General features: G+C 59.9%; 21 protein-coding genes. 9 read left to right on the top strand and 12 right to left on the bottom strand.

The window, feature by feature from the left end:
• Positions 1-51 precede the first annotated feature (51 nt).
• Positions 52-1,320, bottom strand: coding sequence for an MFS transporter (locus LG383_RS07180; RefSeq protein WP_225758666.1), 1,269 nt, complete (start codon positions 1,318-1,320; stop codon positions 52-54).
• Positions 1,321-1,329: 9 nt separating this feature from the next.
• The gene (gene cybB / locus LG383_RS07175; RefSeq protein ID WP_106993048.1) at positions 1,330-1,857 is read right to left on the bottom strand and encodes a cytochrome b561; all 528 of its coding nucleotides are present in this window, start codon (positions 1,855-1,857) and stop codon (positions 1,330-1,332) included.
• Between the two features lie 185 nt (positions 1,858-2,042).
• Between cybB and gap the strand changes: the two genes are divergently transcribed.
• Both gap and LG383_RS07165 read left to right on the top strand, forming a co-directional pair.
• Positions 2,043-3,044, top strand: coding sequence for a type I glyceraldehyde-3-phosphate dehydrogenase (gap, locus tag LG383_RS07170; protein WP_106993049.1), 1,002 nt, complete (start codon positions 2,043-2,045; stop codon positions 3,042-3,044).
• A gap of 103 nt (positions 3,045-3,147) precedes the next feature.
• Positions 3,148-4,074: an alpha/beta hydrolase gene (locus LG383_RS07165; RefSeq protein WP_225758665.1), complete on the top strand. Its 927-nt coding sequence runs from the start codon at positions 3,148-3,150 to the stop codon at positions 4,072-4,074.
• A gap of 98 nt (positions 4,075-4,172) precedes the next feature.
• Here LG383_RS07165 and aldA read toward each other — a convergent pair whose 3' ends face one another.
• Both aldA and LG383_RS07155 read right to left on the bottom strand, forming a co-directional pair.
• Positions 4,173-5,612: an aldehyde dehydrogenase gene (aldA, locus tag LG383_RS07160; protein WP_106993051.1), complete on the bottom strand. Its 1,440-nt coding sequence runs from the start codon at positions 5,610-5,612 to the stop codon at positions 4,173-4,175.
• A gap of 199 nt (positions 5,613-5,811) precedes the next feature.
• Positions 5,812-6,615, bottom strand: a complete 804-nt coding sequence (locus LG383_RS07155; RefSeq protein WP_106993052.1) for a YdcF family protein — start codon at positions 6,613-6,615, stop codon at positions 5,812-5,814.
• Positions 6,616-6,804: 189 nt separating this feature from the next.
• Between LG383_RS07155 and LG383_RS07150 the strand changes: the two genes are divergently transcribed.
• From LG383_RS07150 to LG383_RS07135, 4 genes are all read left to right on the top strand, one after another.
• Entirely contained in the window at positions 6,805-8,457 is a 1,653-nt protein-coding gene (locus LG383_RS07150; RefSeq protein ID WP_370635140.1) for an MFS transporter, read from the top strand.
• A 33-nt stretch (positions 8,458-8,490) separates the two neighbouring features.
• Positions 8,491-9,570, top strand: a complete 1,080-nt coding sequence (locus LG383_RS07145) for an HlyD family secretion protein (RefSeq protein WP_106993053.1) — start codon at positions 8,491-8,493, stop codon at positions 9,568-9,570.
• On the top strand, positions 9,567-10,943 hold the full coding sequence (locus LG383_RS07140; RefSeq protein WP_225758664.1) for an efflux transporter outer membrane subunit: 1,377 nt from the start codon (positions 9,567-9,569) through the stop codon (positions 10,941-10,943). The genes LG383_RS07145 and LG383_RS07140 overlap by 4 nt, the downstream gene beginning before the upstream one ends.
• A 63-nt stretch (positions 10,944-11,006) precedes the next feature.
• On the top strand, positions 11,007-11,666 hold the full coding sequence (locus tag LG383_RS07135; protein ID WP_225758663.1) for an O-methyltransferase: 660 nt from the start codon (positions 11,007-11,009) through the stop codon (positions 11,664-11,666).
• Positions 11,667-11,746: 80 nt separating this feature from the next.
• Here the strand turns inward: LG383_RS07135 and hrpA are convergent, their stop codons facing one another.
• Positions 11,747-15,649: an ATP-dependent RNA helicase HrpA gene (gene hrpA / locus LG383_RS07130; protein ID WP_225758662.1), complete on the bottom strand. Its 3,903-nt coding sequence runs from the start codon at positions 15,647-15,649 to the stop codon at positions 11,747-11,749.
• A 203-nt stretch (positions 15,650-15,852) separates the two neighbouring features.
• On the opposite strand from hrpA, the gene azoR reads away from it, so the two are divergent.
• From azoR to nadS, 3 genes are all read left to right on the top strand, one after another.
• Positions 15,853-16,458 (top strand): FMN-dependent NADH-azoreductase, encoded by a 606-nt coding sequence (gene azoR / locus LG383_RS07125; RefSeq protein WP_106993057.1) that lies wholly within the window; start codon positions 15,853-15,855, stop codon positions 16,456-16,458.
• A gap of 237 nt (positions 16,459-16,695) precedes the next feature.
• Positions 16,696-17,028 carry a type II toxin-antitoxin system RelE/ParE family toxin gene (locus LG383_RS07120; protein ID WP_106993058.1) on the top strand — a complete coding sequence of 111 codons (333 nt, stop codon included), beginning with the start codon at positions 16,696-16,698 and terminating at the stop codon, positions 17,026-17,028.
• 1 nt (position 17,029) lies between these two features.
• Positions 17,030-17,314: a NadS family protein gene (nadS, locus tag LG383_RS07115; protein WP_106993059.1), complete on the top strand. Its 285-nt coding sequence runs from the start codon at positions 17,030-17,032 to the stop codon at positions 17,312-17,314.
• Between the two features lie 656 nt (positions 17,315-17,970).
• Here nadS and paaY read toward each other — a convergent pair.
• The 7 genes from paaY to paaG all read right to left on the bottom strand — a co-directional run bounded on the left by paaY (position 17,971) and on the right by paaG (position 24,780).
• The gene (gene paaY / locus LG383_RS07110; protein WP_106993060.1) at positions 17,971-18,567 is read right to left on the bottom strand and encodes a phenylacetic acid degradation protein PaaY; all 597 of its coding nucleotides are present in this window, start codon (positions 18,565-18,567) and stop codon (positions 17,971-17,973) included.
• A 10-nt stretch (positions 18,568-18,577) separates the two neighbouring features.
• The gene (paaX, locus tag LG383_RS07105; RefSeq protein WP_225758661.1) at positions 18,578-19,513 is read right to left on the bottom strand and encodes a phenylacetic acid degradation operon negative regulatory protein PaaX; all 936 of its coding nucleotides are present in this window, start codon (positions 19,511-19,513) and stop codon (positions 18,578-18,580) included.
• A gap of 87 nt (positions 19,514-19,600) precedes the next feature.
• The gene (gene paaK / locus LG383_RS07100; protein ID WP_106993550.1) at positions 19,601-20,917 is read right to left on the bottom strand and encodes a phenylacetate--CoA ligase PaaK; all 1,317 of its coding nucleotides are present in this window, start codon (positions 20,915-20,917) and stop codon (positions 19,601-19,603) included.
• A gap of 34 nt (positions 20,918-20,951) precedes the next feature.
• Complete coding sequence (gene pcaF / locus LG383_RS07095; RefSeq protein WP_225758660.1) at positions 20,952-22,157, bottom strand: 3-oxoadipyl-CoA thiolase; 1,206 nt, start codon at positions 22,155-22,157, stop codon at positions 20,952-20,954.
• Positions 22,157-22,579, bottom strand: coding sequence for a hydroxyphenylacetyl-CoA thioesterase PaaI (paaI, locus tag LG383_RS07090; RefSeq protein ID WP_225758659.1), 423 nt, complete (start codon positions 22,577-22,579; stop codon positions 22,157-22,159). The genes pcaF and paaI overlap by 1 nt, the downstream gene beginning before the upstream one ends.
• Complete coding sequence (gene paaH / locus LG383_RS07085; RefSeq protein WP_225758658.1) at positions 22,569-23,993, bottom strand: 3-hydroxyacyl-CoA dehydrogenase PaaH; 1,425 nt, start codon at positions 23,991-23,993, stop codon at positions 22,569-22,571. Before paaH ends, paaI begins: the two co-directional genes overlap by 11 nt.
• 1 nt (position 23,994) lies before the next feature.
• Complete coding sequence (gene paaG / locus LG383_RS07080; RefSeq protein ID WP_225758657.1) at positions 23,995-24,780, bottom strand: 2-(1,2-epoxy-1,2-dihydrophenyl)acetyl-CoA isomerase PaaG; 786 nt, start codon at positions 24,778-24,780, stop codon at positions 23,995-23,997.

The following is a 24,780-nucleotide window of genomic DNA, read 5'->3' as shown; positions in this document are numbered from 1 at the left end:
TGCAAACTTGTTGTGCTTTGTTGTTCGCCCGGCCTTCCCCGCCGGGCTTTTTTATCTCCGCAGCGGCAGCCCGGCAGTCTCTCTGGCACGCAGCACCGTCAGAAAGGTAATCAGCGCCGCCACCATCACGTAGAGCGCCGGCGAGAGCGGATTGCCGGTCGCGGTCAGCAGCCAGGCCAGCAACCACGGCGTTATCCCGCCAAACAACGCCACCGCAAGGTTATAGGCGATCGCCATGCTGCCATAGCGGATCCGGGTCGGGAACAACTCCGCCATCGCCGCATTGCTGGCCCCGTCAAAGGCGGCAATACACAGCCCCACCAGCAGCAGCCCCAGCACCGCCGGGAACATCTCCCCGCTCGCCATCAGCTTCATGGCTGGCCAGGCAAAGAGGATCAGCCCGAGGCATCCCGCCAGCATCAGCGGCTTACGGCCAACCCTGTCCGACAAGTAGCCCATAAAAGGCACCAGCACGGCGACGGCCAACAGCCCGAGAGTGGTGATGGTATACGCATCCAGCGCCGGAAAGTGCAGCGTCGCCACCAGATAAGCAGGAATAAAGGTTTGCAGCATCCAGTGCACCACCGCCTTGATCGCCACAAACCCGATGCAGAAGCCCAGCGCCCGTCTGCCGGAGGTCACGGCCTTGTGCAGCGGCGCAGGTTCCGTTTGATGGCTTTTCCGCAGCGCCTCAAATTCGGGGGAGTCCTGAAGATGGTTGCGCAGATAGAGGCCAATCCAGCCCAGCGGCCCGGCCAGCAGGAACGGAATGCGCCAGCCCCAGTCATTCATCGCCGCCTCCCCCAGTAGTGCGGTCAGCAGCAGCACCAGGCCCGATCCGGCGACAAAGGCCATAAAGCCGAAGCTGTCGGTCCAGCAGGTGAAGTAGCCCCGACGACTGGCGGGGGCAAATTCGGCCAGAAAGGTGGTGGCGCCTGCGCTTTCGCCTCCGGCGGCAAACCCCTGGATCATCCGCACCAGCACCAGCAGGAGCGTGGCGAAAAACCCGGCCTGCGCGTAGGTGGGCAGTAACCCAATGGTAAAGGTGGCGCCGGAGGTCAGCAGGATCACGGTGGCCAGCACCTTGCGCCGCCCGATCCGGTCTCCGAGGGAGCCAAACCACAGCCCGCCCAGCGGGCGGATCACAAACCCGGCGCCAAACACGGCAAACGATGAGAGCAACGCCGTCGCCGGGTCGTTGGTATGGAAGAACTGCATGCCGATGATGGTTGCCAGCGTACCGTAGAGCCCAAAATCGAACCATTCGACAAAATGGCCGATGCCGGTGGCAACCAGCACCTTACGCTGTTGATAAGACACCGGCTGCCCTTAACGCTTTTTCGGCATCATGCGCAGCAGGGTGTTGTCTTTCCAGAAGTAGTGATGAAGCAGCGCGGCAAAAGCGTGAATGCCGATGATGTAGTATCCCAGGTTCGCCAGGGTGACATGCCAGGCTTTCAACGTGTCCACCAGGTCGAAATTGGACTCGGCGGCGTGCGGCATCCCCAGGCCAAAGGCAAACCAGGTGTTGCCCCGGTTATACATCATCACCAGGCCAATCAGCGGCAGGGCAATAAACAGCAGGTAGATGGCAAGGTGGCCCAGATGGGATAAGCCGATGTACATCGGTTTTGGCTTCGGCACGATCGGCGGCGCAGGATACTTAAGACGTACCAGCAGGCGTGCCACCATCAGCACCAGAATTGAGATACCACAGGAGACGTGGATCATGTTGATCAGCGGGCGGTCGCTGCGCGGGAAAAAGCCGCGAAACTCCATGGCACAGTAGGCCACAATCACCAGCAGAAAAACCAGCCAGTGAATTGCAATCTGCAGGCCGGTGTATTTATTGCGCATAGTCTTTCCTGAATAGTAGGCTAACAAAAAGGTAAAATAACCAGCTTCAGTTAAAAATTCATTATTTATTGTCCCCGCCTTTTCAAAAACTTCCGTGCAGATGAGCCATCTTCAATTGCCTCGCTGGGCTTCATGGTCTAATCCTGGATGAGTTCAACGTCCCGTCCATTACACAGGAGAAGATCATGAGTAAGATTGGCATTAACGGATTTGGTCGCATTGGCCGACTGGTTCTTCGTCGGTTACTGGAAACTCAGGACAGTAACAGCGTCGTGGCAATTAACGATTTAACGTCACCGAAAGTGCTGGCCTACCTGCTAAAACACGACTCCAACTATGGCCCCTTCCCCTGGAGCGTGGACTTTACGGAAGACTCCCTGATCGTCGACGGGAAATCCATTTCGGTATACGCCGAGAAAGAGGCGAAACATATCCCGTGGAAAGCCGCCGGGGTGGATCTGGTGGTGGAGTGCACCGGGTTCTACACCTCTCAGGAGAAGTCGCAGGCGCATCTGGATGCTGGTGCTAAAAAAGTGCTGATCTCCGCCCCGGCCGGGGAGATGAAAACCATCGTCTTTAACGTCAATGACGACACTATCGAGGCCAGCGACACCATTATCTCGGTTGCCTCCTGCACCACCAACTGCCTGGCACCGCTGGCGAAAGTGCTGCACGATTCGTTTGGCATCAAAGCTGGCACCATGACCACTATCCACGCCTACACCGGCACCCAGGCGCTGGTGGATGGCCCGCGCGGGAAAGATCTTCGCGCCTCACGTGCCGCAGCGGAAAATATCATCCCGCACACTACGGGCGCGGCGAAGGCCATCGGGCTGGTGATCCCCGCGCTGAGCGGCAAACTGAAGGGCCATGCCCAGCGCGTGCCGGTCAAAACCGGCTCCGTGACCGAGCTGGTGTCGATTCTGGAGAAAAAGGTGAGCGTGGATGAGATCCACCAGGCGCTGAAAAAAGCCACCGAAGGCAACGAGTCCTTTGGCTATACCGACGAAGAGATAGTCTCGTCGGATGTGATCGGCTCAAACTTTGGTTCGATCTTCGATGCCACCCAGACGGAAGTCACCGACGCGGGCGACGTCCAGCTGGTAAAAACCGTGGCCTGGTACGATAACGAATACGGGTTTGTGACCCAGTTGGTGCGTACTCTGGATAAGTTCGCTGCCCTGTAAACACGCCGCGGACAGCCCTGCTGTCCGCAACCTGTGAGTCGGTGCTGGTTTTCATTTTGTTAACCCTGATATAACAAAGGCTTTCCAGAGAGGGAGCCTTATCATGGAAGCACTGAGCCGCGACACATTAGAACAACAGATGGCGCAAGCCGTGGGTCGATCGACCACCTTTACCATCTGGCCCGATAATGAAGCCCCTGGCGCGCACACCAGCGACGCCGTTTTTACCCCTGAACCCCGCCATACCGGAACCTCCGACTACGATCGCGCCGTCACCGGCATCCGCGCGCCGGAGATCACCGTGTACGCCCCTGCCCGCCCTAACGGCGTGGGTATTCTGGTGGCACCCGGCGGCTCTTATCGCCGCGTGGTGCTGGATAAAGAGGGCAGCGCGCTGGCCGCGTTCTTTAATGCCCGCGGTTATACCCTGTTTGTGATGACCTACCGTATGCCGGGGGATGGTCACGAAGAAGGGGCCGACGCGCCGCTGGCCGACATTCAGCGGGCGATGCGGGTGATCCGCGCCGGGGCTCAGGAGTGGAAGCTGGATCCGACCCGCATTGGCGTACTGGGTTTCTCTGCGGGTGGGCACGTGGCGGCGAGCCTCGGCACCCGGCACGATGAAGCGGTGTATGCCCCAATGGACGCCGCCGATGCGTTCCCTGCCCGTCCGGCCTTTATGGCGCTGGTCTATCCGGTGATCACCATGCGCGAGGCGCATCATCATTCGGGTTCACGTCATGAGCTGATCGGGGATAACCCGACAGAGGCGCAGATCCACCATTACTCGCTGGAGGAGCGCGCCACCCGCGATGCGCCGCCAACCTTCCTGCTGCACGCCGCCGACGACCCGGCAGTAAACGTTGAGAATAGCCTGGGGATGTTCAGCGCCCTGCGCCGCCTGGGAGTGCCGGTGGAGATGCATATCTTCGAGCGAGGAAAACACGGGTTCGGCATCCGCGATGCCCAGGGGTTGCCGGTGGCCGTCTGGCCAGAGTTGATGATGAACTGGATTGCGACAAAGGTGTAGCCTGTAACGCCGGGTGGCGGCTACGCCTTACCCGGCCTACGGGATCGGGGTCGGTTTTGTAGGCCCGGCAAGCGAAGCGCCGCCGGGCATCTTCAGGCTCAGGACTGCAAATAGACCACCTGGGTCTGCAGGTACTCATGCAAGCCATGCTTGCCATCCGCCCCGCCGATCCCGGATTTACGCCAGCCGGCGTGGAAGCCCTGCATCGCTTCAAAGTTCTCGCGGTTGATGTAGGTTTCGCCGAACTTCAGTCCTTTGATGGCTTTCATCGCCACGTTCAGATCCCGGGTATAAATCGACGACGTCAGGCCATAGTCGCTGTCATTGGCCATCTTCAGCGCCTCTTCCAGCGTGTCAAACATCACCACGGGCAGCACCGGTCCGAAGGTCTCTTCGTGCATGATGGTCATCTCCTGACGCACGTCGAGCAGCAGCGTTGGCGGATAGTAATACCCTTTGCCCTCTACCGCTTTACCGCCCAGCACCACTTTCGCCCCCTCCTGCACCGCCAGGGCCACTTTCTGCTCCACGCGCTCCAGCGCCGCCGCGTTGATCAGCGGCCCCATGGCGATGTCGTTGCGCTCGGCCGGGTTGCCAAACTGCACGGCTTTCATCGCCTCGCCAAGACGGTTCACAAAGCGGTCGTAGATGCCCTTCTGGACATACACGCGCTCGGCGCAGTTACACACCTGCCCGGTGTTGATCACCCGCGAGTCGACAATCGCTTTGACCGCCAGCTCCAGATCCGCATCGTCCATCACGATGGCCGGGGCTTTACCGCCCAGCTCCAGGCACACTTTGGTGATGTTCTTCGCCGCGGCGGCCATGATCTTCTCGCCTGCGCCCACGCTGCCGGTCATGCTGACCATCGCCACTTTCGGGTTGCCCGCCAGCTCCTGACCCACGGTTTCGCCGCGGCCCAGCACCAGGTTAAAGACCCCTTTCGGCAGGCCAATCTCGTCGACGATTTTGGCAAAGGCGATGGCGTTGTTCGGCGTGAACTCGCTCGGCTTAATGACGATGGTATTGCCGGTCAGCAGCGCCGGGGCCAGCTTGCGGGCGATCAGGAAGAACGGGAAGTTCCACGGCAGAATGCCGGTTGTCACGCCGAGGGCACGTTTGAACAGCAGGATGTTTTCACCCGGGCGATCGCTCTGGATAATTTCGCCTTCGTAGCGGCGCGCCCACTCGGCCATGTAGTCGAGATAGTCGGCGGTGAACGCCACTTCCACCTCCGCGAGCTGCTGAATTTTGCCGCCTTCAGCCACGATCAGAGCGCTGATCTCGCTGGCGCGCTCACGAATACCGGCGGAGATTTTACGCAGCCAGCCCGCACGCTGGATGGCCGGCAGCGCCTCCCAGTCAGCCTGGGCGCGCTCGGCGGCGTCGATGGCCTTGCGGGCCTCTTCGGCGCTGCCGTCGGGAATACGGGAAATGACCTCTTCGGTGGCCGGGTTGATCACATCAATCCAGGCATCACCCTGCCAGGCTACAAACTGTCCATCGATATACATAGGATGTTGTACGGGTACTGTCATGACCTGCTCCTGTAATTGCACTGTTTTTAACAAGTAAAATTATTGTTAAAAACTACAGTTCCCGATCCGCAATCCCAGTCTATCGCGCTGTTTTTGTGAGATATCTCATAAAAGAAACGGGTCAGCAGGGGGAAATAATTACAAGTCGACAACAAAAGCGTGCCCGTTTGCGGGAAAGTCATCGCAAACGGGCAACGCGTTACAGCAGGGAGCGGCTGACCAGCGCCTCGGTGAGAATGACGTCGTTGCGCAGGATCTGCCAGGCGGTCTCAACCTCAGCAGGAATATCGACATGAACGATGAAATCGCGGCCGAGCGGGCCATAGCCGTTGATGTCGTCGCGCAGGCGCGGGAGCTCACCCAGCACCAGGGAGAGATAGCGTTCCACCGGCCACAGCCCCTCGCCGCCGCCGCGGAATACCAGCCCTTCCTCGCTGTTCTGCAGCTGCGGCACGATACCGGGATGGCTGGTCCACGCCGGGGCATCGGGCTTATCGCGCCAGACCCGGGCAAAGGTCGCCATGGTACGGCGCTGCATGGTGGGGTCCTGGACCACAATTCCGCGCTTCACCGTCAGGTGATGATGGGTGATGGTGGCGGCGCTAAATCGGGCATTTTCACCGCAGTTGGTGGACTGATCTTCCACCAGCAGACGCTCCGGTGGAATATGCCAGAACTCCCGGGCGATCTCCGCCAGGATGGTGGCTTCGGCTTTGCCGGTGGTACGCACCCTGTTGTAGCGCGGGTGTCGCGCAATGGCGGCGTATAAAAAGGTGGTCGAATGACCGATGCCGCCGCTGATCAGCAGGGGGATGGCCAGCTCCGACGCCAGACGACAGGCCGCGTCGATGGAGGGGATCACCGCATTACCGGCCAGCACCACCAGATCCGGCTGCAGCGCGGGTGGATTGAAGGGCAGATTATCCTCAGCGAGCCAGGCCCCGACGGTATTGACCGCAGCCAGCGTTTTATCCGGCAGAGATGGGAAGATTGTGAGACTCATCGTTACCTCCTTCCAGCAAGTAAGTTCAGAGTAACGCATAGGCTACGGGTTAACAGAGGATCCCTCTGAAATATTTTCGCCTACATTTGCGTAACCTCGCATGATCATATTCACTTGAAACAGTCTTTACGTCAGACGTAGAATCATTAGCCCACTAACCATTCATTAATGCGACAGGTAATTACCGCTATGCGACTGCCCCAACGCGACCCCTATGCTCCTCGCGAGTGGCAGCCTCACGAAAAGCCGATGCTGTTAGGCTCCCCGTCCACGCCGGTGCACAGCACCCCGAAACGCATCGCCTATGGGGTGGTGGGTTTGCTGGTCTGTCTGACCGGGGCGCTGGGCAATGCGATGGTTGCGGCCAACCTGCAAAATTTGCAGGGTACCTTCTCCGCCTGGTCCACCGAGATCGCCTGGCTACCGGCGGTGTACGTGATGACCAACGTGTCGATCAACCTGCTGCTGGTGAAGTTTCGCCAGCAGTTTGGCCTGCGCGCCTTCACCGAAGGCTTTCTGGTTCTGTATGTGCTGGTCACCTTCTTTCACCTGTTCGTCAACGATCTCAGCTCGGCCCTGATGGTGCGCGCCGCCCACGGCATGGTGGCTGCGGCGCTGAGTTCGCTGGGCATCTACTATCAGATCCAGGCCTGGCCAGCGAAACATCGCCTGAAGGCGCTGACCATCGGCATCACCGGCTCGTCGCTGGCGATCCCCATTGCGCGGCTGTTCTCTACCGAGCTGCTGCAGCTGGACGAGTGGCGCGGGCTCTACCTCTTCGAACTCGGCCTGGCGCTGATCTCACTGGGCTGCGTGATCGCCCTCAAGCTGCCTCCCGGCGACCGGCGCAAAGTGTTCGAGAAGAAAGATTTCATCACCTTTATTCTGCTGGCCCCGGGGATGGCGCTGCTGTGCGCGGTGCTGTCGCTCGGGCGCGTCGACTGGTGGTTTGAAGCGCCGTGGATCGGCTGGGCGCTGGCGGGTTCACTGGTGCTGATCGTCTCGGCGATTTTCTTCGAGCATAACCGCAGCAACCCGCTGCTGAACACCCGCTGGCTCTCCAGCGGCAGCATCCTGCGCCTGGGGCTGATCATGCTGCTGATCCGCATCGTGCTGGCGGAGCAGAACACCGGGGTGATTGGCTGGCTGCAGTATGTCGGCCTGCAGAACGAACAGATGACTCACCTGGCATGGGCGATTTTTGCCGGGATCGCCTGCGGCATCGCCGTCAGCTGCCTGACCATCAAACCGACCCGACTGGCCTGGCCGATAGTCACCTCGCTGGTACTGATGATTATCGCCTCCCTGCTCGACAGCCAGTCCACCAGCCTCACCCGCCCGGATCAGCTGATGCTGAGCCAGTTCCTGCTCGGGTTCGGCAGCGCCTTCTTCCTCGCCCCGGCGATGCTGGCCGGGATTGGCGGGGTAATTGCTGACCCGCGTAACCTGGTCAGCTTTTCGGTGCTGTTCGGCATGAGCCAGAACCTCGGCGGCCTGTTGGGTTCCGCCATTCTGGGCACCTTTCAGACCTGGCGCGAGAAGTACCACTCTGGCCTGCTGGCCGAACAGCTCACCAGCCTCAACCCGCTGGTGACGGAACGGCTGCAAATGTACAGCCAGATGTACCAGAGCCAGATTGGCGACAGCGCCCTGCTGAACACCCAGTCGGCGCTCCAGCTGCAAACCGCCAGCACGCTGCAGGCAAATATTCTCGCTTACAACGATACTTATCTTCTGACGGCTGGCATTGCCACCGCCACGCTGGTCTGGATTTTATGGCGCTTGCTGCGCTTGCGCATCACTGCCCGTCTGGCGCTGAAAAAGGCCACCGGCAGTCAGTAATGGATAAAAATTAATGATGTTTCTGGAGAAGTTATGAGTCAGCAGGATGCCGCTAAAGAGCAGGCCAATACCCGTAATAATCTGCGCGTGGTGTCAGTGTTCGCCGCCGCCGCGATCGGCATCGTTGGCGTGCTGGTGATCCTCTACGCCTGGCAGCTACCGCCCTTTACCCGCCACGTTCAGTTTACCGATAACGCCTACGTGCGCGGCCAGACCACCTTTATCAGCCCCCAGGTGAATGGCTACATCACCGAGGTGAAGGTGCAGGATTTTGAGCAGGTGAAGAAAGGCGACCTGCTGCTGCAGATCGACGATCGCATCTACCGCCAGCGGGTGCATCAGGCCGAAGCCCAGCTGGCGATGAAAATCGCCACCCTCAACAACAACCTGCAACAGCGCAAAAGCGCCGAAGCGGTGATTCAGCGTAACGAGGCGGCGCTGAAAAACGCCCGGGCCCAGAGCCAGAAAACCCAGGCCGACTTAAAGCGCGTGAAGGACCTTACCGCCGACGGTTCGCTGTCGATCCGTGAGCGGGATGCCGCGCTGGCAAGCGCCGCCCAGGGCAGCGCCAATATCGACCAGGCGAAAGCCACGCTGGAGATGTCGCGCCAGGATCTGCAGACCGCGATCGTCAACCGCGCCGCGCTGGAGGCCGATGTCGAAAACGCGAAGGCGGCGCTGGAGCTGGCACAGATCGACCTGCAGAACACCCGCATCGTTGCGCCGCGTGACGGCCAGCTGGGGCAGATTGCCGTGCGTCTGGGGGCCTACGTTACCGCCGGGACCCACCTCACCACCCTGGTGCCGCCGCAGCACTGGGTGATCGCCAATATTAAAGAGACTCAGCTGGCGAACCTGCGTGTCGGCCAGCCGGTGAAATTTACCGTCGATGCCCTGAACGACCAGGCCTATGAAGGCCGGGTGCAGAGCATTTCCCCCGCCACCGGGGTAGAGTTCAGCGCCATTACCCCGGATAACGCCACCGGCAACTTCGTCAAGATTGCCCAGCGGATCCCGGTGCGCATTGAGGTGCTCGGCAAAGCCGAAGACGCGGCACGGCTGCGGCCGGGAATGTCGGTGCAGGTGACGATTGATACCCGGGAGGCAGAATGATCCGCCGCCCGCTCATCGCCCTGCTGATTGCCGCCGCCCTGAGCGCCTGCCAGTCAGTGGATGTCGCCCCGGCGAAACCCACCCTGCAGATCCCCGCCCAGTGGCGGGCCAGCACCGGCCCCGCCAGCCCGGCAGAGCAGATGTGGTGGCGCAATTTTCACGACAATCCTCTCAACGCTTACGTGGATCAGGCCCTGCGCAACAACAGCGATGTGCTGATTGCCCGGGAGCGGATCAACGAGTATCAGGCCCGGGTGTACGCCAGTGAGGGCAACCTGTTTCCGACCCTCGATGCCGATCTGAATGCGGGTCGCGCCCGGTCCCAGTCGGCGGCCACCGGTTTGCCCACCTACGGCGCGCTGTACAAAGGGAGCCTGACCGCCAGCTATGATGTGGATATCTGGGGGGTGAACCGCCGCACCACCGATGCCGCCCGGGCCTCGCTCGAGGCGCAAAAAGCGGCGGCGGCCGCGGCGGATCTGACCGTGGCCTCCTCGGTGGCCTCGGGTTATGTCACCCTGCTGGCGCTGGACGAGCAGCTCCGGGTGACGCAGTCGACCCTCAAAGCGCGGGAAGAGGCCTTCAACCTGGCGCAACGGCAGTATCAGACCGGCTACAGCTCGCGTCTGGAGCTGATGCAGTCCGACTCCGAGCTGCGCTCGACGCGGGCCCAGATCCCGCAGGTGCAGAATCAGATTGCCCGCCAGGAGAACGCCCTGACCCTACTGCTGGGAAACAACCCGGGAGCTATCGCCCGCAGCGCGGATTTCGACACCCTGACCCCGCTGCGTATCCCGTCGCAGCTGCCTTCGTCGCTGCTTAATCGCCGCCCGGATATTGTGCAGGCGGAACGCCAGCTGATCGCCGCCGATGCTTCTCTGGCTTCCGCGCGCGCCAGCCTGCTGCCGTCGTTCAACCTGACCGCAACCGGATCGATCCAGGATCGCACCCTGCCCGGCCTGCTGGACAACCCGCTGGAGCTGTGGAGTATCGGCGGCAGTATTCTGGCCCCGCTCCTGAACCGCCAGGCGCTGAATGCCCAGGTGGATATCGGCCAGTCGCAGCGTAATCAGGCGCTCTACAGCTATGAAAAAACCGTGCGCAACGCCTTTAAAGAGGTGAATGACAGTCTGGATGCTATCACCCGCTACGGCGAGCAGCTGACCGAGCTGGTGGCCCAGCAGGAGGTCGCCCAGGAGACATTGCGGATCGCGCAGAACCGCTATAACAACGGCTATTCGTCCTATCTGGACGTGCTGGACGCCCAGCGGACGCTGTTCTCGGTGCAGACCAGCGTGGTGCAGGCGAAAAATAATCTACTGCTGGCGCAGATCGATTTGTATAAGGCGCTGGGGGGTGGGTGGTCGGCATAATCGGATCGTAGGCCCGCGCAAGCGTAGCGCCGCCGGGCAAAACTCTCACTAAGGGGTCAATCTATGCAACAACAGTGGTCTGCCGTCGATAATTACATGATTTCCGAGCTTATTCCTCAGGATGAGGTGCTCCAGCAGGTGCTGGAAAATAACCAGCGTGCCGGTTTACCGGCGCACGACGTCGCCGCCAATCAGGGGCAGCTGCTGGCGCTGTTTGTGCGCATGACCCAGGCGAGGCGCATTCTGGAGATTGGCACCCTGGGGGCCTACAGCAGCATCTGGATGGCGCGCGCCCTGCCGCCGGACGGAAAGCTGATTACCCTTGAGGCCGATCCGGTTCACGCGAAGGCCGCGCGCCAGAACATCCACCTGGCGGGGCTGGACTCTCGCATTGAGCTGATTGAAGGCCCGGCGCTGCTCTCCCTCGACCAGCTTGGCGAGGTTCCCCCGTTCGATCTGATTTTTATTGATGCCGACAAGCCAAACAATCCCGGCTATCTGGAGTGGGCGCTGCACTACTCCCGACCGGGAACGTTGATCATCGGTGACAACGTGGTGCGCGACGGGGAAGTGATTAACGGCCAGAGCGATGATGCCCGGGTGCACGGCGTGCGACGCTTTATTGAGATGATTGGCGATAACCCGCGCCTGACCGCCACGGCGCTCCAGACGGTGGGCGTAAAGGGGTGGGATGGGTTTACGTTGGCAGTGGTCAACGGCTGAGGAAATGCCCGGTGGCGCTGCGCTTACCGGGCCTACAGGACTCCGTAGGCCGGGCAAGCGAATGCGCCGCCCGGCGTTTTTTAGGCTGAAATCTGCTCCATCGCCTGCAAAATACGCTTGTCGGAGATCGGATACGGCGTCCCCAGCTGCTGCGCAAAGAAGCTGACGCGCAGCTCTTCGATCATCCAGCGGATCTCCTGTACATCTTCGTCATCGCGACGGGCAGGTGGCAGCTTATTCAGCCACTGCTGCCAGCGCTGCTGCACCGCTTCCACCTTCAGCATCTGCGCCCGGTCGCGGTGCGGATCGATGGCCATCTTCTCCAGACGTTTTTCAATCGCCTGCAGGTAGCGCAACGTATCCCCTAAACGCTTGTAGCCGTTGCCGGTGACAAACCCGCGATAGACCAGCCCTGCCATCTGGGCCTTCACATCCGACAGCCCCAGCGCCATGGTCATATCCACCCGCCCTTTCAGGCGCTTGTTGATATTGAACACTGCCGTGAGGATCTGCTCGACCTGCTTCGCAATATTGACCACCGTCTCATTGAGCTCAGCGCGCACTTTTTCGTGCAGCTTCGCAAAGCCTTCTTCGGTCCACACCGGCCCGCCCGCGGCGTTGATCAACTGGTCCACGCCGCAGGAGATGCAGTCGTCGATCAGATCCAGCACCTTGCCGTACGGGTTAAAGTAGAGTCCCAGCTTGGCTTTGTTTGGCAGCTTCTCGTGCAGATACTTGATCGGCGACGGGATGTTCAACAGCAGTAAACGGCGCAGCCCGCGCCACATCGCCTGCTGCTGCTCCTGCGGGTTATCGAACAGCTTGATCGCCACGCTGTCGCGCTCGTCCACCAGCGCCGGCCAGGCTTTCACCTTGTAGTTGCCGCGCTTCTGCTCGTAGCTTTCCGGCAGCTGACCAAAGCTCCAGATATGCAGCCCGCTCTGTTCGATCCCGTCGTCGGCCACGGCGGAGAGGGTCTCCTGCACTTTGCCTTTCAGGGCGTCTTTCAGGTCGGTCAGGGAACGGCCTTCCTGCAATTTCTTGTTTTTCTCGTCCACCACGCGGAAGCTGATTTTCAGGTGATCGGGCACCTGATCCCAGTGCCACTCTTCGCGGTCGATGGTTACGCCGGTCATACGCCTAAGCTCGCGCTCCAGCGAATCCAGCAGCGGCAGCTCCAGCGGCGTCACGCGGCCTAAAAACGCCTCGGCGTAGTTCGGCGCCGGGACAAAGTTACGCCGCACCGGCTTCGGCAGGGATTTGATCAGAGCGATAATCAGCTCCCGGCGCAGGCCGGGAATTTGCCACTCGAAACCGCTCTCTTCCACCTGGTTAAGCAGCGGCAGAGGGATGTGAACGGTGACGCCGTCGGCATCGGTGCCCGGTTCAAACTGGTAGCTCAGGCGCAGCTTGAGGTTGCCCTGATGCCAGAAGTTCGGGTAATCGAGCTTGCTGACCTGCTCCGCCCCCTCTTTGATCAACATGCTCTTTTCAAAGTTGAGCAGGTCCGGGGTGTCGCGACTGACCTTTTTCCACCAGCTGTCGAAGTGGCGGGCCGAGACCACATCGTGGCTGATGCGCTGGTCGTAAAACTCAAACAGCGTCTCGTCATCCACCAGGATGTCGCGGCGACGGGTTTTGTGCTCCAGCTCTTCCACTTCGCTGCGCAGCTTCAGGTTTTCGCGGAAGAAGGCGTGACGGGTCTGCCAGTCGCCCTCCACCAGCGCGTGGCGGATAAACAGCTCGCGCGACAGCACAGGGTCGATCTGGCTGTAGTTAACTTTGCGCGCGGCTACCACCGGCAGGCCGTAGACGGTGACCTTTTCGGTGGCCATCACCGCGCCCTGCGCCCGCTCCCAGTGCGGTTCACTGTACGAACGCTTCAGCAGATGCTGGGCTACCGGCTCGACCCACTCCGGATCGATGCGTGCGGCAATGCGCCCCCACAGGCGGCTGGTCTCTACCAGCTCGGCCACCATCGTCCACTTCGGCGGCTTCTTGAACAAGCCGGAGCCCGGGAAGATGGAGAAACGGGCGTTACGCGCGCCGGTAAATTCCTGCTTGTCGGCATCTTTCATCCCGATATGCGACAGCAGACCGGTCAGCAGCGCGATATGAATCTCGCGGTACTCCGCCGGTTCGCTGTTCACCGGAATACCCAGCTCTTTCACCACCTGACGCAGCTGAGTATAGATATCCTGCCACTCGCGCACCCGCAGGTAGTTGAGGAAGTCCAGCTTGCACTGGCGGCGGAACTGGTTCGAGGAGAGCGCTTTCTGCTGCTCTCCGATGTAGTTCCACAGGTTCACAAAGGCGAGGAAGTCGGACTCTTTGTCGTGGAAGCGGCGGTGCTTCTCGTCGGAAGCCTGCTGCTTGTCCATCGGACGCTCGCGCGGATCCTGAATAGAGAGCGCGGAGGTGATGATCATCGCCTCGCGCACGCAGCCATGTTTTTGCGCCTCCAACACCATCCGCGCCAGACGCGGGTCCACCGGTAGCTGGCTGAGCTGACGACCCTGCGGGGTCAGCTTGTAGGCCGTGGCCTGCTCGTCGGTGGTGATTGCCCCCAGCTCTTCCAGCAGGCGCACGCCGTCCTGGATATTGCGTTTATCCGGCGCTTCGACAAACGGGAAGGCGGCGATATCGCCCAGCCCAAGAGCGGTCATCTGCAGAATGACTGACGCGAGGTTGGTACGCAGAATTTCCGGGTCGGTAAATTCCGGGCGCGACAGGAAATCGTCTTCCGAATAGAGACGAATACAGATCCCTTCCGAGACGCGTCCGCAGCGGCCCTTACGCTGGTTAGCCGAGGCCTGGGATACCGGCTCAATCGGCAGACGCTGCACCTTGGTGCGGTAGCTGTAGCGGCTGATACGCGCCGTGCCGGGGTCAATGACATATTTAATGCCCGGTACGGTGAGGGAGGTTTCCGCCACGTTGGTCGCCAGCACGATGCGGCGGCCGCTGTGAGACTGGAACACGCGGTTCTGCTCGCTGTTGGACAGACGGGCATACAGCGGCAGGATCTCGGTATGGCGCAGATCGCGCTTGCTGAGCGCATCGGCGGTATCGCGGATTTCGCGTTCGCCGCTCATAAAGATCAGGATATCGCCCGGGCTTTCGTTGCCCAGCTCGTCCACCGCATCGAAGATGGCCTGCAGCTGATCGCGCTCGGTGTCGTCGGCCTCTTCCACCATCGGACGGTAGCGCACTTCCACCGGATAGGTTCGACCGGAGACTTCAATGATTGGCGCATTGTTGAAGTGGCGCGAAAAACGTTCCGGGTCAATGGTGGCCGAGGTGATGATCACCTTCAGATCCGGACGACGCGGCAGCAGCTCCCGCAGATAGCCCAGCAGGAAGTCGATGTTCAGGCTGCGCTCGTGCGCTTCATCGATGATGATGGTGTCGTACTGCATCAGCAGCCGGTCCTGCTGAATTTCCGCCAGCAGGATCCCGTCGGTCATCAGTTTGACCATGGTGTTGTCGCTGACGTGATCGCTGAATCGCACCTTATAGCCGATACAGCCGCCCGGCTCGCTTTGCAGCTCTTCGGCAATACGGTTCGCAACCGTACGCGCCGCCAGACGCCGCGGCTGGGTGTGGCCGATCAGACCCTTGAGCCCGCGGCCCAGCTCCATACAAATTTTTGGCAGCTGAGTGGTTTTACCCGAGCCGGTCTCCCCCGCCACAATCACCACCTGGTGATCGCGCACGGCTTCGAGGATCTCCTGTTTCTTCTGGCTGACGGGCAGGTTTTCCGGGTAGGTGATCGCCGGACGCGCGGCTTCGCGCAGCACGACCTTACCGGCAGCCTGTTCAATCTCTTTCGCCATCTCCTGGTAGATAGCCTGTTGTGCATCAGGATTTTTAACCTTCTTTACCCCGTGCAGACGGCGGGCAAACCGCTGTTTGTCACGCAGCATCAGCGATTCCAGCTGTTGCATCAGCATCGGGAAGGTTAATTTCTGTTGTTCTGTCATAGCGTTAACGGGCAGTGCACTGCCGGATAAAATCTCTTTTTAATGATTGATATAGAGTACCACATCGGTGGTTTTTGCGCCTTATTCAAAAAATTCGAACATAGGCTTCGATATATTGCGCTATCCCTGCGACAGGATTGTGAATAAAGTGTCAGCAAGCAACGGGGCCACCCCCCTTATCAAATACATAAAAGGAATCACCCATGAGCAAAGTATTAGTTCTTAAATCCAGTATTCTGGCAGGGTACTCTCAGTCTGGTCAGCTGTCTGATTATTTCGTTGAACAGTGGCGTGAACAGCACAGCGGTGACGAAATCACCGTCCGCGATCTGGCCGCTCAGCCAATTCCGGTACTGGATGGTGAACTGGTAGGTGCTCTGCGTCCGAGCGATGCGCCGCTGACCCCACGTCAGCAGGAAGCGCTGGCGCTCTCTGATGAGCTGATTGCCGAGCTGCAGGCGCACGACGTGATCGTGATTAACGCCCCGATGTATAACTTCAACATCCCGACGCAGCTGAAAAACTACTTTGACCTGATTGCCCGTGCTGGCGTCACCTTCCGCTACACCGAGAAAGGGCCGGAAGGTCTGGTTACCGGTAAGCGTGCGGTTGTGCTCTCCAGCCGTGGTGGTATTCACAAAGATACCCCAACTGACCTGATTGCCCCGTACCTGTCCGTGTTCCTGGGCTTCATCGGCATTACCGACGTGAACTTCGTGTTTGCTGAAGGTATCGCATACGGTCCGGAAGTGGCAACCAAAGCTCAGTCCGACGCGAAAGCCGCGATCGACAGCCTGGTAGCAGCATAAGATTTCCCACTCCCACCACCCGGTGGGAGTTTTTTATTTCCCCTGCCTTCTCTCGCATCTTTACGAGACGCCTCGTAGAGTCAGCACGCTTTTCAGCACACTCTTCCCACGCTTCATACAATGCCAGCCAGCATCAGAGATCGTTTTAGTTCACGCGTTCTCTGGCAGCAAAATAATTATGGACCTGTACTATGTACACCAAGGGGTGTACGTGGTACCTTACATGGAGAGAGTATCGTGTGCCATGCAATAGAATTTATCGAGACGTCACTGTTTACGCGGCAAATTAAACAGATCGCGACTGATGATGAGCTTCTGACATTACAAAGAGAGCTCATTGCCTTTCCGGACAAAGGCGATGTCATCCAGCATACCGGCGGGCTGCGAAAAGTCCGGATGGCAACGGGCACTCAGGGTAAAAGCGGTAGCGCCAGGGTGATTTACCTTCTGGCAACGCGGGAGATTATCTGGCTAGTGCTCGCTTATCCGAAAAGCGCCAAAGAGAATCTGACTGATGCAGAAAAGGCTGAACTCAAGAAACTGACAACCTTACTGAAAAATGAGGTATGAAATGAATTTTTTTGACGAACTGAAAACGTCTCTGAAAGAGGCGGTAGAGATCAAAAACGGGACCAAAGCCCCTGCTCGTGTCACCCGCTACGAGATTGCCGATGTGAAGGCGATCCGAGAGCAGCTCAACGTTTCTCAGGCTGAAATGGCAAAAGCGCTGGGTACCAGCGTGGACACCATCAAAAGCTGGGAATCCAGACGACGTAATCCTACGGGCCTGGCGGCAAAAGTGCTGGCCACGATCCAGGCGAACCCGGCATTCTTTTACGAACTGGCTGCACATTAATGGTCGTTTTTACACCATCAACAGCGGGACGGGAATTAACGCCGCAGAAATGAAAAAGCCCCAGCGATATTTTGCCAGGGCTTTTAGGGTACTACCAAATTAATAATTAACATTCATCAACTTAATTACACACTACAACTTCAAAGATGTACGTATTCTCACAGGATTACCGTTTAAACCAGTTAACGCTACCTCCTTCGATAAGTATGTGAAATAACATTTTTTCCTGTCGTGTACATCACCCACGCGATATATACTCTTGATGCGTTGCCTTAACTGCGTCGCGATATTCTTAACGCCATACTTACGTACCCAAGTCGCGACCATTACTCTTTGAAACAAGGCCTTACATCATCGCGTTAACTTCCCCATCATGCGATCGTACTGATTTACTGCATGGCCTGAAAGCGTGTTCACACTGGCGTTTACTTATTACCAGGACCCAAACTACACTACTTCGTGGCCTTTATCGCATCTCGTTACTGCTCTATTACCGCACCGTGAAACATTTATTTCTCTGTGGTGCTGAGTTCTAATTTACTCATTATAGACGCAGTGTCAACCCTCAGATTGAGGCCTATTATATTTTCTTGTTTAATATCATAAAAACAGATATTTACGTGATCCCGATCTCGTTATGAAGCGGGTTTTGCCGCTCAACCGGCGGATTTGGGCCGCAGATTTTCATCAAACACCAGCCGCTTACGGTCCGGTTCAACCTCGTGCAGCGGCTCCACCTGATGCATCGTCTGTTTGCAGCGCTCAACCAGGGTCTGATACTCCCGGGTGCCCTGCTTTTTCCACTCTTTTTCCTGCTCGCTCAGCACCCGGATCGCTTTGGCCGGGCTGCCGATAATCAGATGGTCGGCCGGCATTTCCGCCTTCGCTTTCACAAACGCGGCCGCGCCGACAATGCTGTTTTCGCCAATCACCGCCCCGTCGATGATCACCGCATTCATCCCCACCAGCGCATTGCGGCGGATGATGCAACCGTGCAGGATCGCGCCATGACCAATATGGCCCTCCTCCTCCACCACCGTATCCTGCTCCGGGAAACCGTGCATGATGCAGTTATCCTGGATATTGGCTCCGTCTTTCACCAGGATACGGCCAAAATCACCGCGCAGGCTGGCGTTGGGCCCCACGTAGACCCCCTTGCCAAGGATCACATCGCCAATCAGCACCGCGGTCGGGTGGACATAACTCTCTGGCGGAACAACCGGGGTCATCCCATCGATTTGATATACAGGCACACTACCTCCTTTACGCAGGCGTCAGGCCGCCGAAGCGTTGCCAGTAAGAAGAGCCCGGCGACGGCAGTTCGCCGACGCTGGTCTCGCCTTTCTCACTGACAAACGCCAGCGCACCCGGCGCGACGCGCTGATAAATGTTGATGCACAGCTGGCGGGCCGTCTGGCCTGCCCAGTGCGACGGGAGTAACTCTTCAGGCAACAGCGGATCTTTCAGCACCACCCGGCGATAAAAATGGATCAGCAGCAGCTGGATCTGGAAGCAGCGTTCCGGCGTCAGCTCATCCGGGGTGGCCTCCCGCAGCAGCGGCAGGAGCGGACGGAACGAGTCGATAAAGGTTTCATACATGCCGTTCTGCTCGCTGAGCTGCCAGCACTCCTCCACCCGGGAGCGCAGCGCGGCGCGGGAGAGCGCCAGCGGCGAATGCGCCTCAAAGCAGATGACGTTCTCGGCCACCCCCGCTTCGTGCAGTAACGTCTGCACGTCTGCCAGCTGCTGCGATGGCGAGGCCATCAGGCTGGGTGCCAGAGTGCCGAACCCCTGCCAGATCAGCTGCTTTTTCACATCCGCCAGCGTGGCTTTGTCCATCCCTTCGGAGAGCAGCAGCAACCATTTGCCGTCCCAGGCCGGTAATTCTGCGCGGTAAATTTTTGCCTCGGCGCGACGGGTTAAGCGCAGCCCTTTGTCGCTCAGGCGGTAAAAGCTGCGTCGGCCGATACGGACCACATCCAGCCAGCCCTCTTTGTTCAGGCGGAACAGCGCGGTGCGCACGAAGCGTTCACCAAATCCCATTCCCTCCAGCAGTGCCGCCAGGCTTCCCAGCCAGACTTCGCCGCCGCGATGCGACAGCGCATCACCGTACAGGGAGGAGATCAACGAGGTGCCGCTGACGGGAACGGAGCTGACCGCGTGCTGGATAAAGGCGTCGAGTTTACTCATGTGATTCATTCTGTTGTGATTATTATGTCGGATGAATCATAGCATAGCCCCAAAAGCCTGACCCTCCCCAATACGGAGAGGGTCGGCAGGCCGGAATTAACCGTTGGCGGCAACCTTACGCAGGTCGAAGACGCGACAGGCTTTGCCTTCGGAACGCGGGATGCTGCCGCAGTTGACAATGGTCACGTCGGTGGAGATCCCGACCATCGACTTGATGCGGTGGCGCAGCTCATGGCACACGTGGCAGCGCTGCTCATGGGTCAGGGTTAAGCTGCTCTGTTTCAGCTCCACCTTCACTGAAAGCGAATCAAGATGGCCCCGACGATTCACCTCCAGCTGATAGTGCGGCGACAGGTGCTCGAACTTGACGATCTCCTCTTCCAGCTGGGACGGGAAGACGTTCACGCCGCGGATGATCAGCATGTCGTCGCTGCGACCGCTGATGCGATCCATACGGCGCATGGTGCGGGCGGTACCCGGCAGCAGGCGGGTCAGGTCGCGGGTGCGGTAGCGGATCACCGGCAGCGCCTCTTTGGTCAGGGTGGTGAACAGCAGTTCGCCCTGCTCGCCGTCGTTCAGCGGCGTGCCATCGTTCGGGTTGACGATTTCCGGGTAGAAGTGATCTTCCCAGATGGTCGGGCCGTCGGCGGTTTCGATACACTCCATCGCCACGCCCGGGCCCATTACTTCGGAGAGGCCGTAGATGTCGAGGGCGGTAATACCGAGGCGTTTTTCAATTTCGCGGCGCATCGCCAGGGTCCAGGGCTCAGCACCAAACACACCGACCCGCAGGGAGCACTGGCTGGCATCGCCGCCCATCTGGCGCTCAAGCTCTTCGATCAGGTTGAGGCAGTAGGATGGCGTCACCATGATCATGTCCGGCTGGAAATCGCGGATCAGCTGGGCCTGTTTCTCGGTCTGGCCGCCGGACATCGGGATCACCGTCGCACCTAAACGCTCGGCACCGTAGTGCGCCCCCAGTCCGCCGGTAAAGAGTCCGTAGCCATAAGCCACATGAATTTTATCTTTCGCACTGCCGCCTGCGGCCCGCAGGGAGCGCGCCACAATGTTGGCCCAGTTATCAATGTCGTTTTGTGTGTAGCCGACCACGGTCGGTTTGCCGGTAGTGCCCGAGGAGGCATGAATACGCACCACCTGCTCCATCGGTACCGCGAAAGTGTCGAAGGGATAGTTGTCGCGCAGATCCTGTTTAGTGGTGCACGGGAACTTGCGGATATCCGCTAACTCTTTGAAATCGTCAGGATGGACCCCCGCCGCATCAAACTTGCGTTTGTACATCGGGACGTTGTTATAAGCGTGTTCTAAGGTCCACTTCAGGCGCTGGGTTTGCAGGGCCTGCAGTTCATCCAGGGACGCGGTTTCGATCGGATCCAGCTTAGTTGTCGTTGTGATTGTCATTGTAGGGTACTCACATTTTTATAATTGTTCAGACACGCTCAAGGATCATGGCAATTCCCTGACCGACACCAATGCACATCGTGCAGAGCGCATAACGCCCTTTCCGACGATGCAGCTCGTTGCTGGCGGCCAGCGCCAGACGGGCTCCGCTCATCCCCAGCGGATGGCCTAAAGCAATCGCGCCCCCGTTAGGGTTCACATGCGCAGCATCGTCCGGCAGCCCCAGCTCGCGCAGCACGCCCAGCGCCTGCGACGCAAAGGCTTCATTCAGTTCGATAACGTCCATATCGTTGATGCTCAGCCCGGCGCGCTCCAGCACGCGGCGGGTGGCCGGCACCGGGCCCAGCCCCATCAGACGCGGTTCCACCCCGGCGGTGGCCATCGCCACGATGCGGGTACGCGGGGTTAAGCCCTGCGCCGCGGCCATCTCCTCGCTGGCGATAATCAGCGCTGCGGCACCGTCATTCACGCCGGATGCGTTACCTGCGGTGACCACGCCACCGGCGCGGAACGGGGCTTTCAGCCCGGCCAGCATCTCGAGGGTGGTCTCCGGGCGCAGGTGCTCATCATGCATCACTTCAGTCACCGCCCCTTTTTTGCCTTTAATCATCACCGGGACGATCTCCTGGGCCAGGATGCCGTTGGCCTGAGCCTGGGCGGTGCGCTGCTGGCTGCGGAAAGCAAAGGCGTCCTGATCTTCACGGGAAATTCGTAACAATTCCGCTACATTCTCTGCCGTTTCCGGCATGCTGTCAGAACCATATTGCTGCGCCATGAGCGGGTTCACAAAACGCCAGCCGATGGTGGTATCAAAGATTTCATTCTGGCGCTGGAAGGCGCTGGTGGCTTTTCCCATCACGAAGGGCGCACGGGACATCGACTCCACGCCCCCGGCGATCATCAGGTCACCATCACCGGCGCGAATGGCGCGGGCAGCAAAGCCCAGCGCATCCAGGCCGGAGCCGCACAGGCGGTTGAGGGTGGTGCCGGAAACGGTCTGCGGCAGCCCGGCCAGCAGCAGGGACATTCGCGCCACGTTGCGGTTGTCTTCCCCCGCCTGGTTGGCACAGCCAAAAATCACATCATCAATGCGTTCCGCGTCCAGACCCGGGTTACGCACCAGCAGCTCGCGCAGGGGGATGGCGCCCAGATCGTCCGCGCGCACGCCGGATAATGCCCCGGCATAGCGGCCAATAGGGGTTCGGATCCCGTCACAAATAAAGGCGTCACGCATTATGCTTCTCCTGTAATAGTGCCGCCGATGCGGTGGGATTTCCCACGGAACAGGGCAATGGTTTTTTGCTGTTGGTTAACAATTTCAATGTCGTACACGCCGGTCTGTTTCCCCTGATGACGCACCTGCGCGGTGGCGGTGAGCCTGTCATGGGCAAAGGCCGGACGCACAAAATCGATGGTGCAGCCCGAGGCCACCGCCGCCAGCCCCTGACTGTTGCAGGCGTAGGCGAAGGCCGTATCGGCGAGGGTAAACAGCTGGCCACCGTGGCAGCTTTTGTGGCCGTTGAGCATCTGCGGGGTGACGGTCATGGTCAGCACGGCGACGCCGTCATCCATCTCAATAATGTCGATGCCACAGGACTGGGCGCAGGCATCGTTTTCATACATGGCGCGGGCGTTGCGCCAGGCGTTATGACTCATAGCTACTCTCCAGAAGCGCGCGCTGGCGCAGCAGGGATGACGGACGGTAACGCTCTTCGCCGTAGTGGCGTTGCAGGTTTTCCAGCAGAATCAGCAGACGCTGCCAGCCAAGCTGTTCTCCCCACGCCAGCGGGCCGCGCGGATAGTTCACCCCGAGGCGCATGGCGGTATCGATATCCTGTTCGCTGGCGACCCCTTTTTGCAGGGCGTCGAGGGCTTCGTTGACGATCATCGCCACCGTGCGCCAGATCAAGAGGCCGGGATAATCCGCCACCTGCAGGACGCGCTTGCCCTGCTGCTGCAGATGCCGGACCGCTTTCAGGGTAGCGGAGGTCGGGTTGCTGGCCGCGGCGGCAATCACCGCTACATCCCCTTCTTGCCGATCGATGACCACTACCGGCTGGCCGTAACGGTTCGCCAGCGCCTGGGCAGTCTCGCCCTGGGTCTCGATCAGCAGCAGGCCGTCAATTTCGGTGACACCGTCACTTCTTCGTTGCACGCTCATGGCGCTCCATGTGTCGCCAACGGTCTTCTGCCAGTTCACGGCAGGCCTCTCGCTGCGCCAGTTGTAGACGCCCTGGCCGCTCTTCTTACCGAAGCGCCCGGCCAGCACCAGCTCCTGCTGCACCAGCGACGGCAGGAAACGGCGCTCCTGCCAGAAGGCGTTAAATACTGAACAGGTGACGGCGAAGTTGACGTCCTGGCCGATCATGTCGGTCAGCTCCAGCGGCCCCATCGGGAAGCCTGCGCCGTCGCGCAGCGCCGCGTCGATAATTTCCGGGGCGGCCACCTGCTCTTCCAGCGCCCGCCAGGCTTCGGCGTAATAAGGACGCGCCACGCGGTTAACGATAAAGCCCGGAGTGGACTGGCAGCGCACCGGCTGTTTACCCCAGTTCACCGCCAGTTCACTCAGTTGCGCCACCACTTCTTCCGAGGTCGCCAGACCGCTCACCACCTCCACCAGCTTCATCACCGGGGCCGGATTAAAGAAGTGCAGCCCGGCCACGCGCTCGGGGTGGCGCAGGTCGGCGGCAATTGCGGTGATCGAGATAGAGGAGGTGTTGCTGGTCAGGAGCGTGTTGGCCGGGCAGATGGCCGCCAGTTCGGCAAAGAGCGCCTTTTTAATTTCCATCTGCTCAGAGGCCGCTTCAATCACCAGGTCGGCCGCCGCCAGGGCGTGAATGTCGGTGACCGGGATCAGGCGCTGGAGCGTCTGCTCGCAGGCCTGAGCGCTCAGCTTGCCTCGCGCCACGCGGGATTCGAGACGGGTGCGGATGCCGTCAATGGCGCGAGTAATGGCCCCGGCATTGATGTCATATACCAGCACCGGATGCCCGTGGCTGGCCGCCACTTCGGCGATCCCCGCTCCCATGATGCCGCTGCCAATCACCGCCACGGTATGAATAGTCGTCATCTTATTTCCCCGTAAACTGCGGCGCGCGTTTGTTGAGGAAGGCGCCGACGCCTTCCCGGTAGTCGGCACTGCGTCCGGCCAGGCGCTGATAGTCACGCTCCAGATCCAGCTGTGCGTCCAGGGTGTTGGTTTCGGCGGCGTTGATCGCCTGCTTGATCAGCCCCAGGCCAAAGGTCGGCTGCGAAGCGAGATGCACCGCCAGCTGGCGGGCGGTGTCGGTCAGTTCAGCATCATCCACCACCTGCCAGATCATCCCCCAGGCGTGCGCCTGTTCAGCGCTGATTTTCTCCCCCAGCAGAGCCAGGCCCATCGCCCGGGCGCGGCCGGTGAGGCGCGGCAGCAGCCAGGTCCCGCCGGAATCTGGTATCAGACCCAGCTTGCTGAAGGCCATCACAAAGTTCACCGAGCGGGCGGCGATCACGATGTCGCAGCCCAGTGCCAGGGTGGCACCGGCCCCGGCGGCGACGCCGTTCACCGCGCAGATCACCGGCTTGGGCAGTTTTGCCAGGCGCTTAACCAGCGGGTTATAAAATTTCTCCACCGACATCCCGAGGTCCGGCGCGGGGCTGTTCGGGTCGACGTTGCGGTCGTTGAGATCCTGTCCGGCGCAAAAACCGCGTCCGGCACCGGTCACCAGCAGACAGCGCACGCTGTCGTCGCGCTCGGCCTGGGTCAGGCACGCCGCCAGCTGCAGATGCATCTCCTCGTTAAAGCTGTTGAGACGCTCCGGGCGGTTCAGGGTAAGGGTCATTACCCCCTGCTCAACGTGACTCAGAATGAAATCCAT

The organism is Leclercia sp. Marseille-Q4284 (assembly GCF_916618945.1).
Classification (GTDB): Bacteria; Pseudomonadota; Gammaproteobacteria; order Enterobacterales; family Enterobacteriaceae; genus Enterobacter; species Enterobacter tamurae.
Note: the sequence above shows the minus strand (reverse complement) of the source record. Positions and strands in the feature narration are given on the sequence as shown.

Coding starts and splice junctions, on each gene's coding strand:
- cybB (WP_106993048.1), bottom strand. CDS start 1,857: ATGCGCAATAAATACACCGGCCTGCAGATTGCAATTCACTGGCTGGTT.
- gap (WP_106993049.1), top strand. CDS start 2,043: ATGAGTAAGATTGGCATTAACGGATTTGGTCGCATTGGCCGACTGGTT.
- LG383_RS07165 (WP_225758665.1), top strand. CDS start 3,148: ATGGAAGCACTGAGCCGCGACACATTAGAACAACAGATGGCGCAAGCC.
- aldA (WP_106993051.1), bottom strand. CDS start 5,612: ATGACAGTACCCGTACAACATCCTATGTATATCGATGGACAGTTTGTA.
- LG383_RS07155 (WP_106993052.1), bottom strand. CDS start 6,615: ATGAGTCTCACAATCTTCCCATCTCTGCCGGATAAAACGCTGGCTGCG.
- LG383_RS07150 (WP_370635140.1), top strand. CDS start 6,805: ATGCGACTGCCCCAACGCGACCCCTATGCTCCTCGCGAGTGGCAGCCT.
- LG383_RS07145 (WP_106993053.1), top strand. CDS start 8,491: ATGAGTCAGCAGGATGCCGCTAAAGAGCAGGCCAATACCCGTAATAAT.
- LG383_RS07140 (WP_225758664.1), top strand. CDS start 9,567: ATGATCCGCCGCCCGCTCATCGCCCTGCTGATTGCCGCCGCCCTGAGC.
- LG383_RS07135 (WP_225758663.1), top strand. CDS start 11,007: ATGCAACAACAGTGGTCTGCCGTCGATAATTACATGATTTCCGAGCTT.
- hrpA (WP_225758662.1), bottom strand. CDS start 15,649: ATGACAGAACAACAGAAATTAACCTTCCCGATGCTGATGCAACAGCTG.
- azoR (WP_106993057.1), top strand. CDS start 15,853: ATGAGCAAAGTATTAGTTCTTAAATCCAGTATTCTGGCAGGGTACTCT.
- nadS (WP_106993059.1), top strand. CDS start 17,030: ATGAATTTTTTTGACGAACTGAAAACGTCTCTGAAAGAGGCGGTAGAG.
- paaX (WP_225758661.1), bottom strand. CDS start 19,513: ATGAATCACATGAGTAAACTCGACGCCTTTATCCAGCACGCGGTCAGC.
- pcaF (WP_225758660.1), bottom strand. CDS start 22,157: ATGCGTGACGCCTTTATTTGTGACGGGATCCGAACCCCTATTGGCCGC.
- paaI (WP_225758659.1), bottom strand. CDS start 22,579: ATGAGTCATAACGCCTGGCGCAACGCCCGCGCCATGTATGAAAACGAT.
- paaH (WP_225758658.1), bottom strand. CDS start 23,993: ATGACGACTATTCATACCGTGGCGGTGATTGGCAGCGGCATCATGGGA.
- paaG (WP_225758657.1), bottom strand. CDS start 24,780: ATGGATTTCATTCTGAGTCACGTTGAGCAGGGGGTAATGACCCTTACC.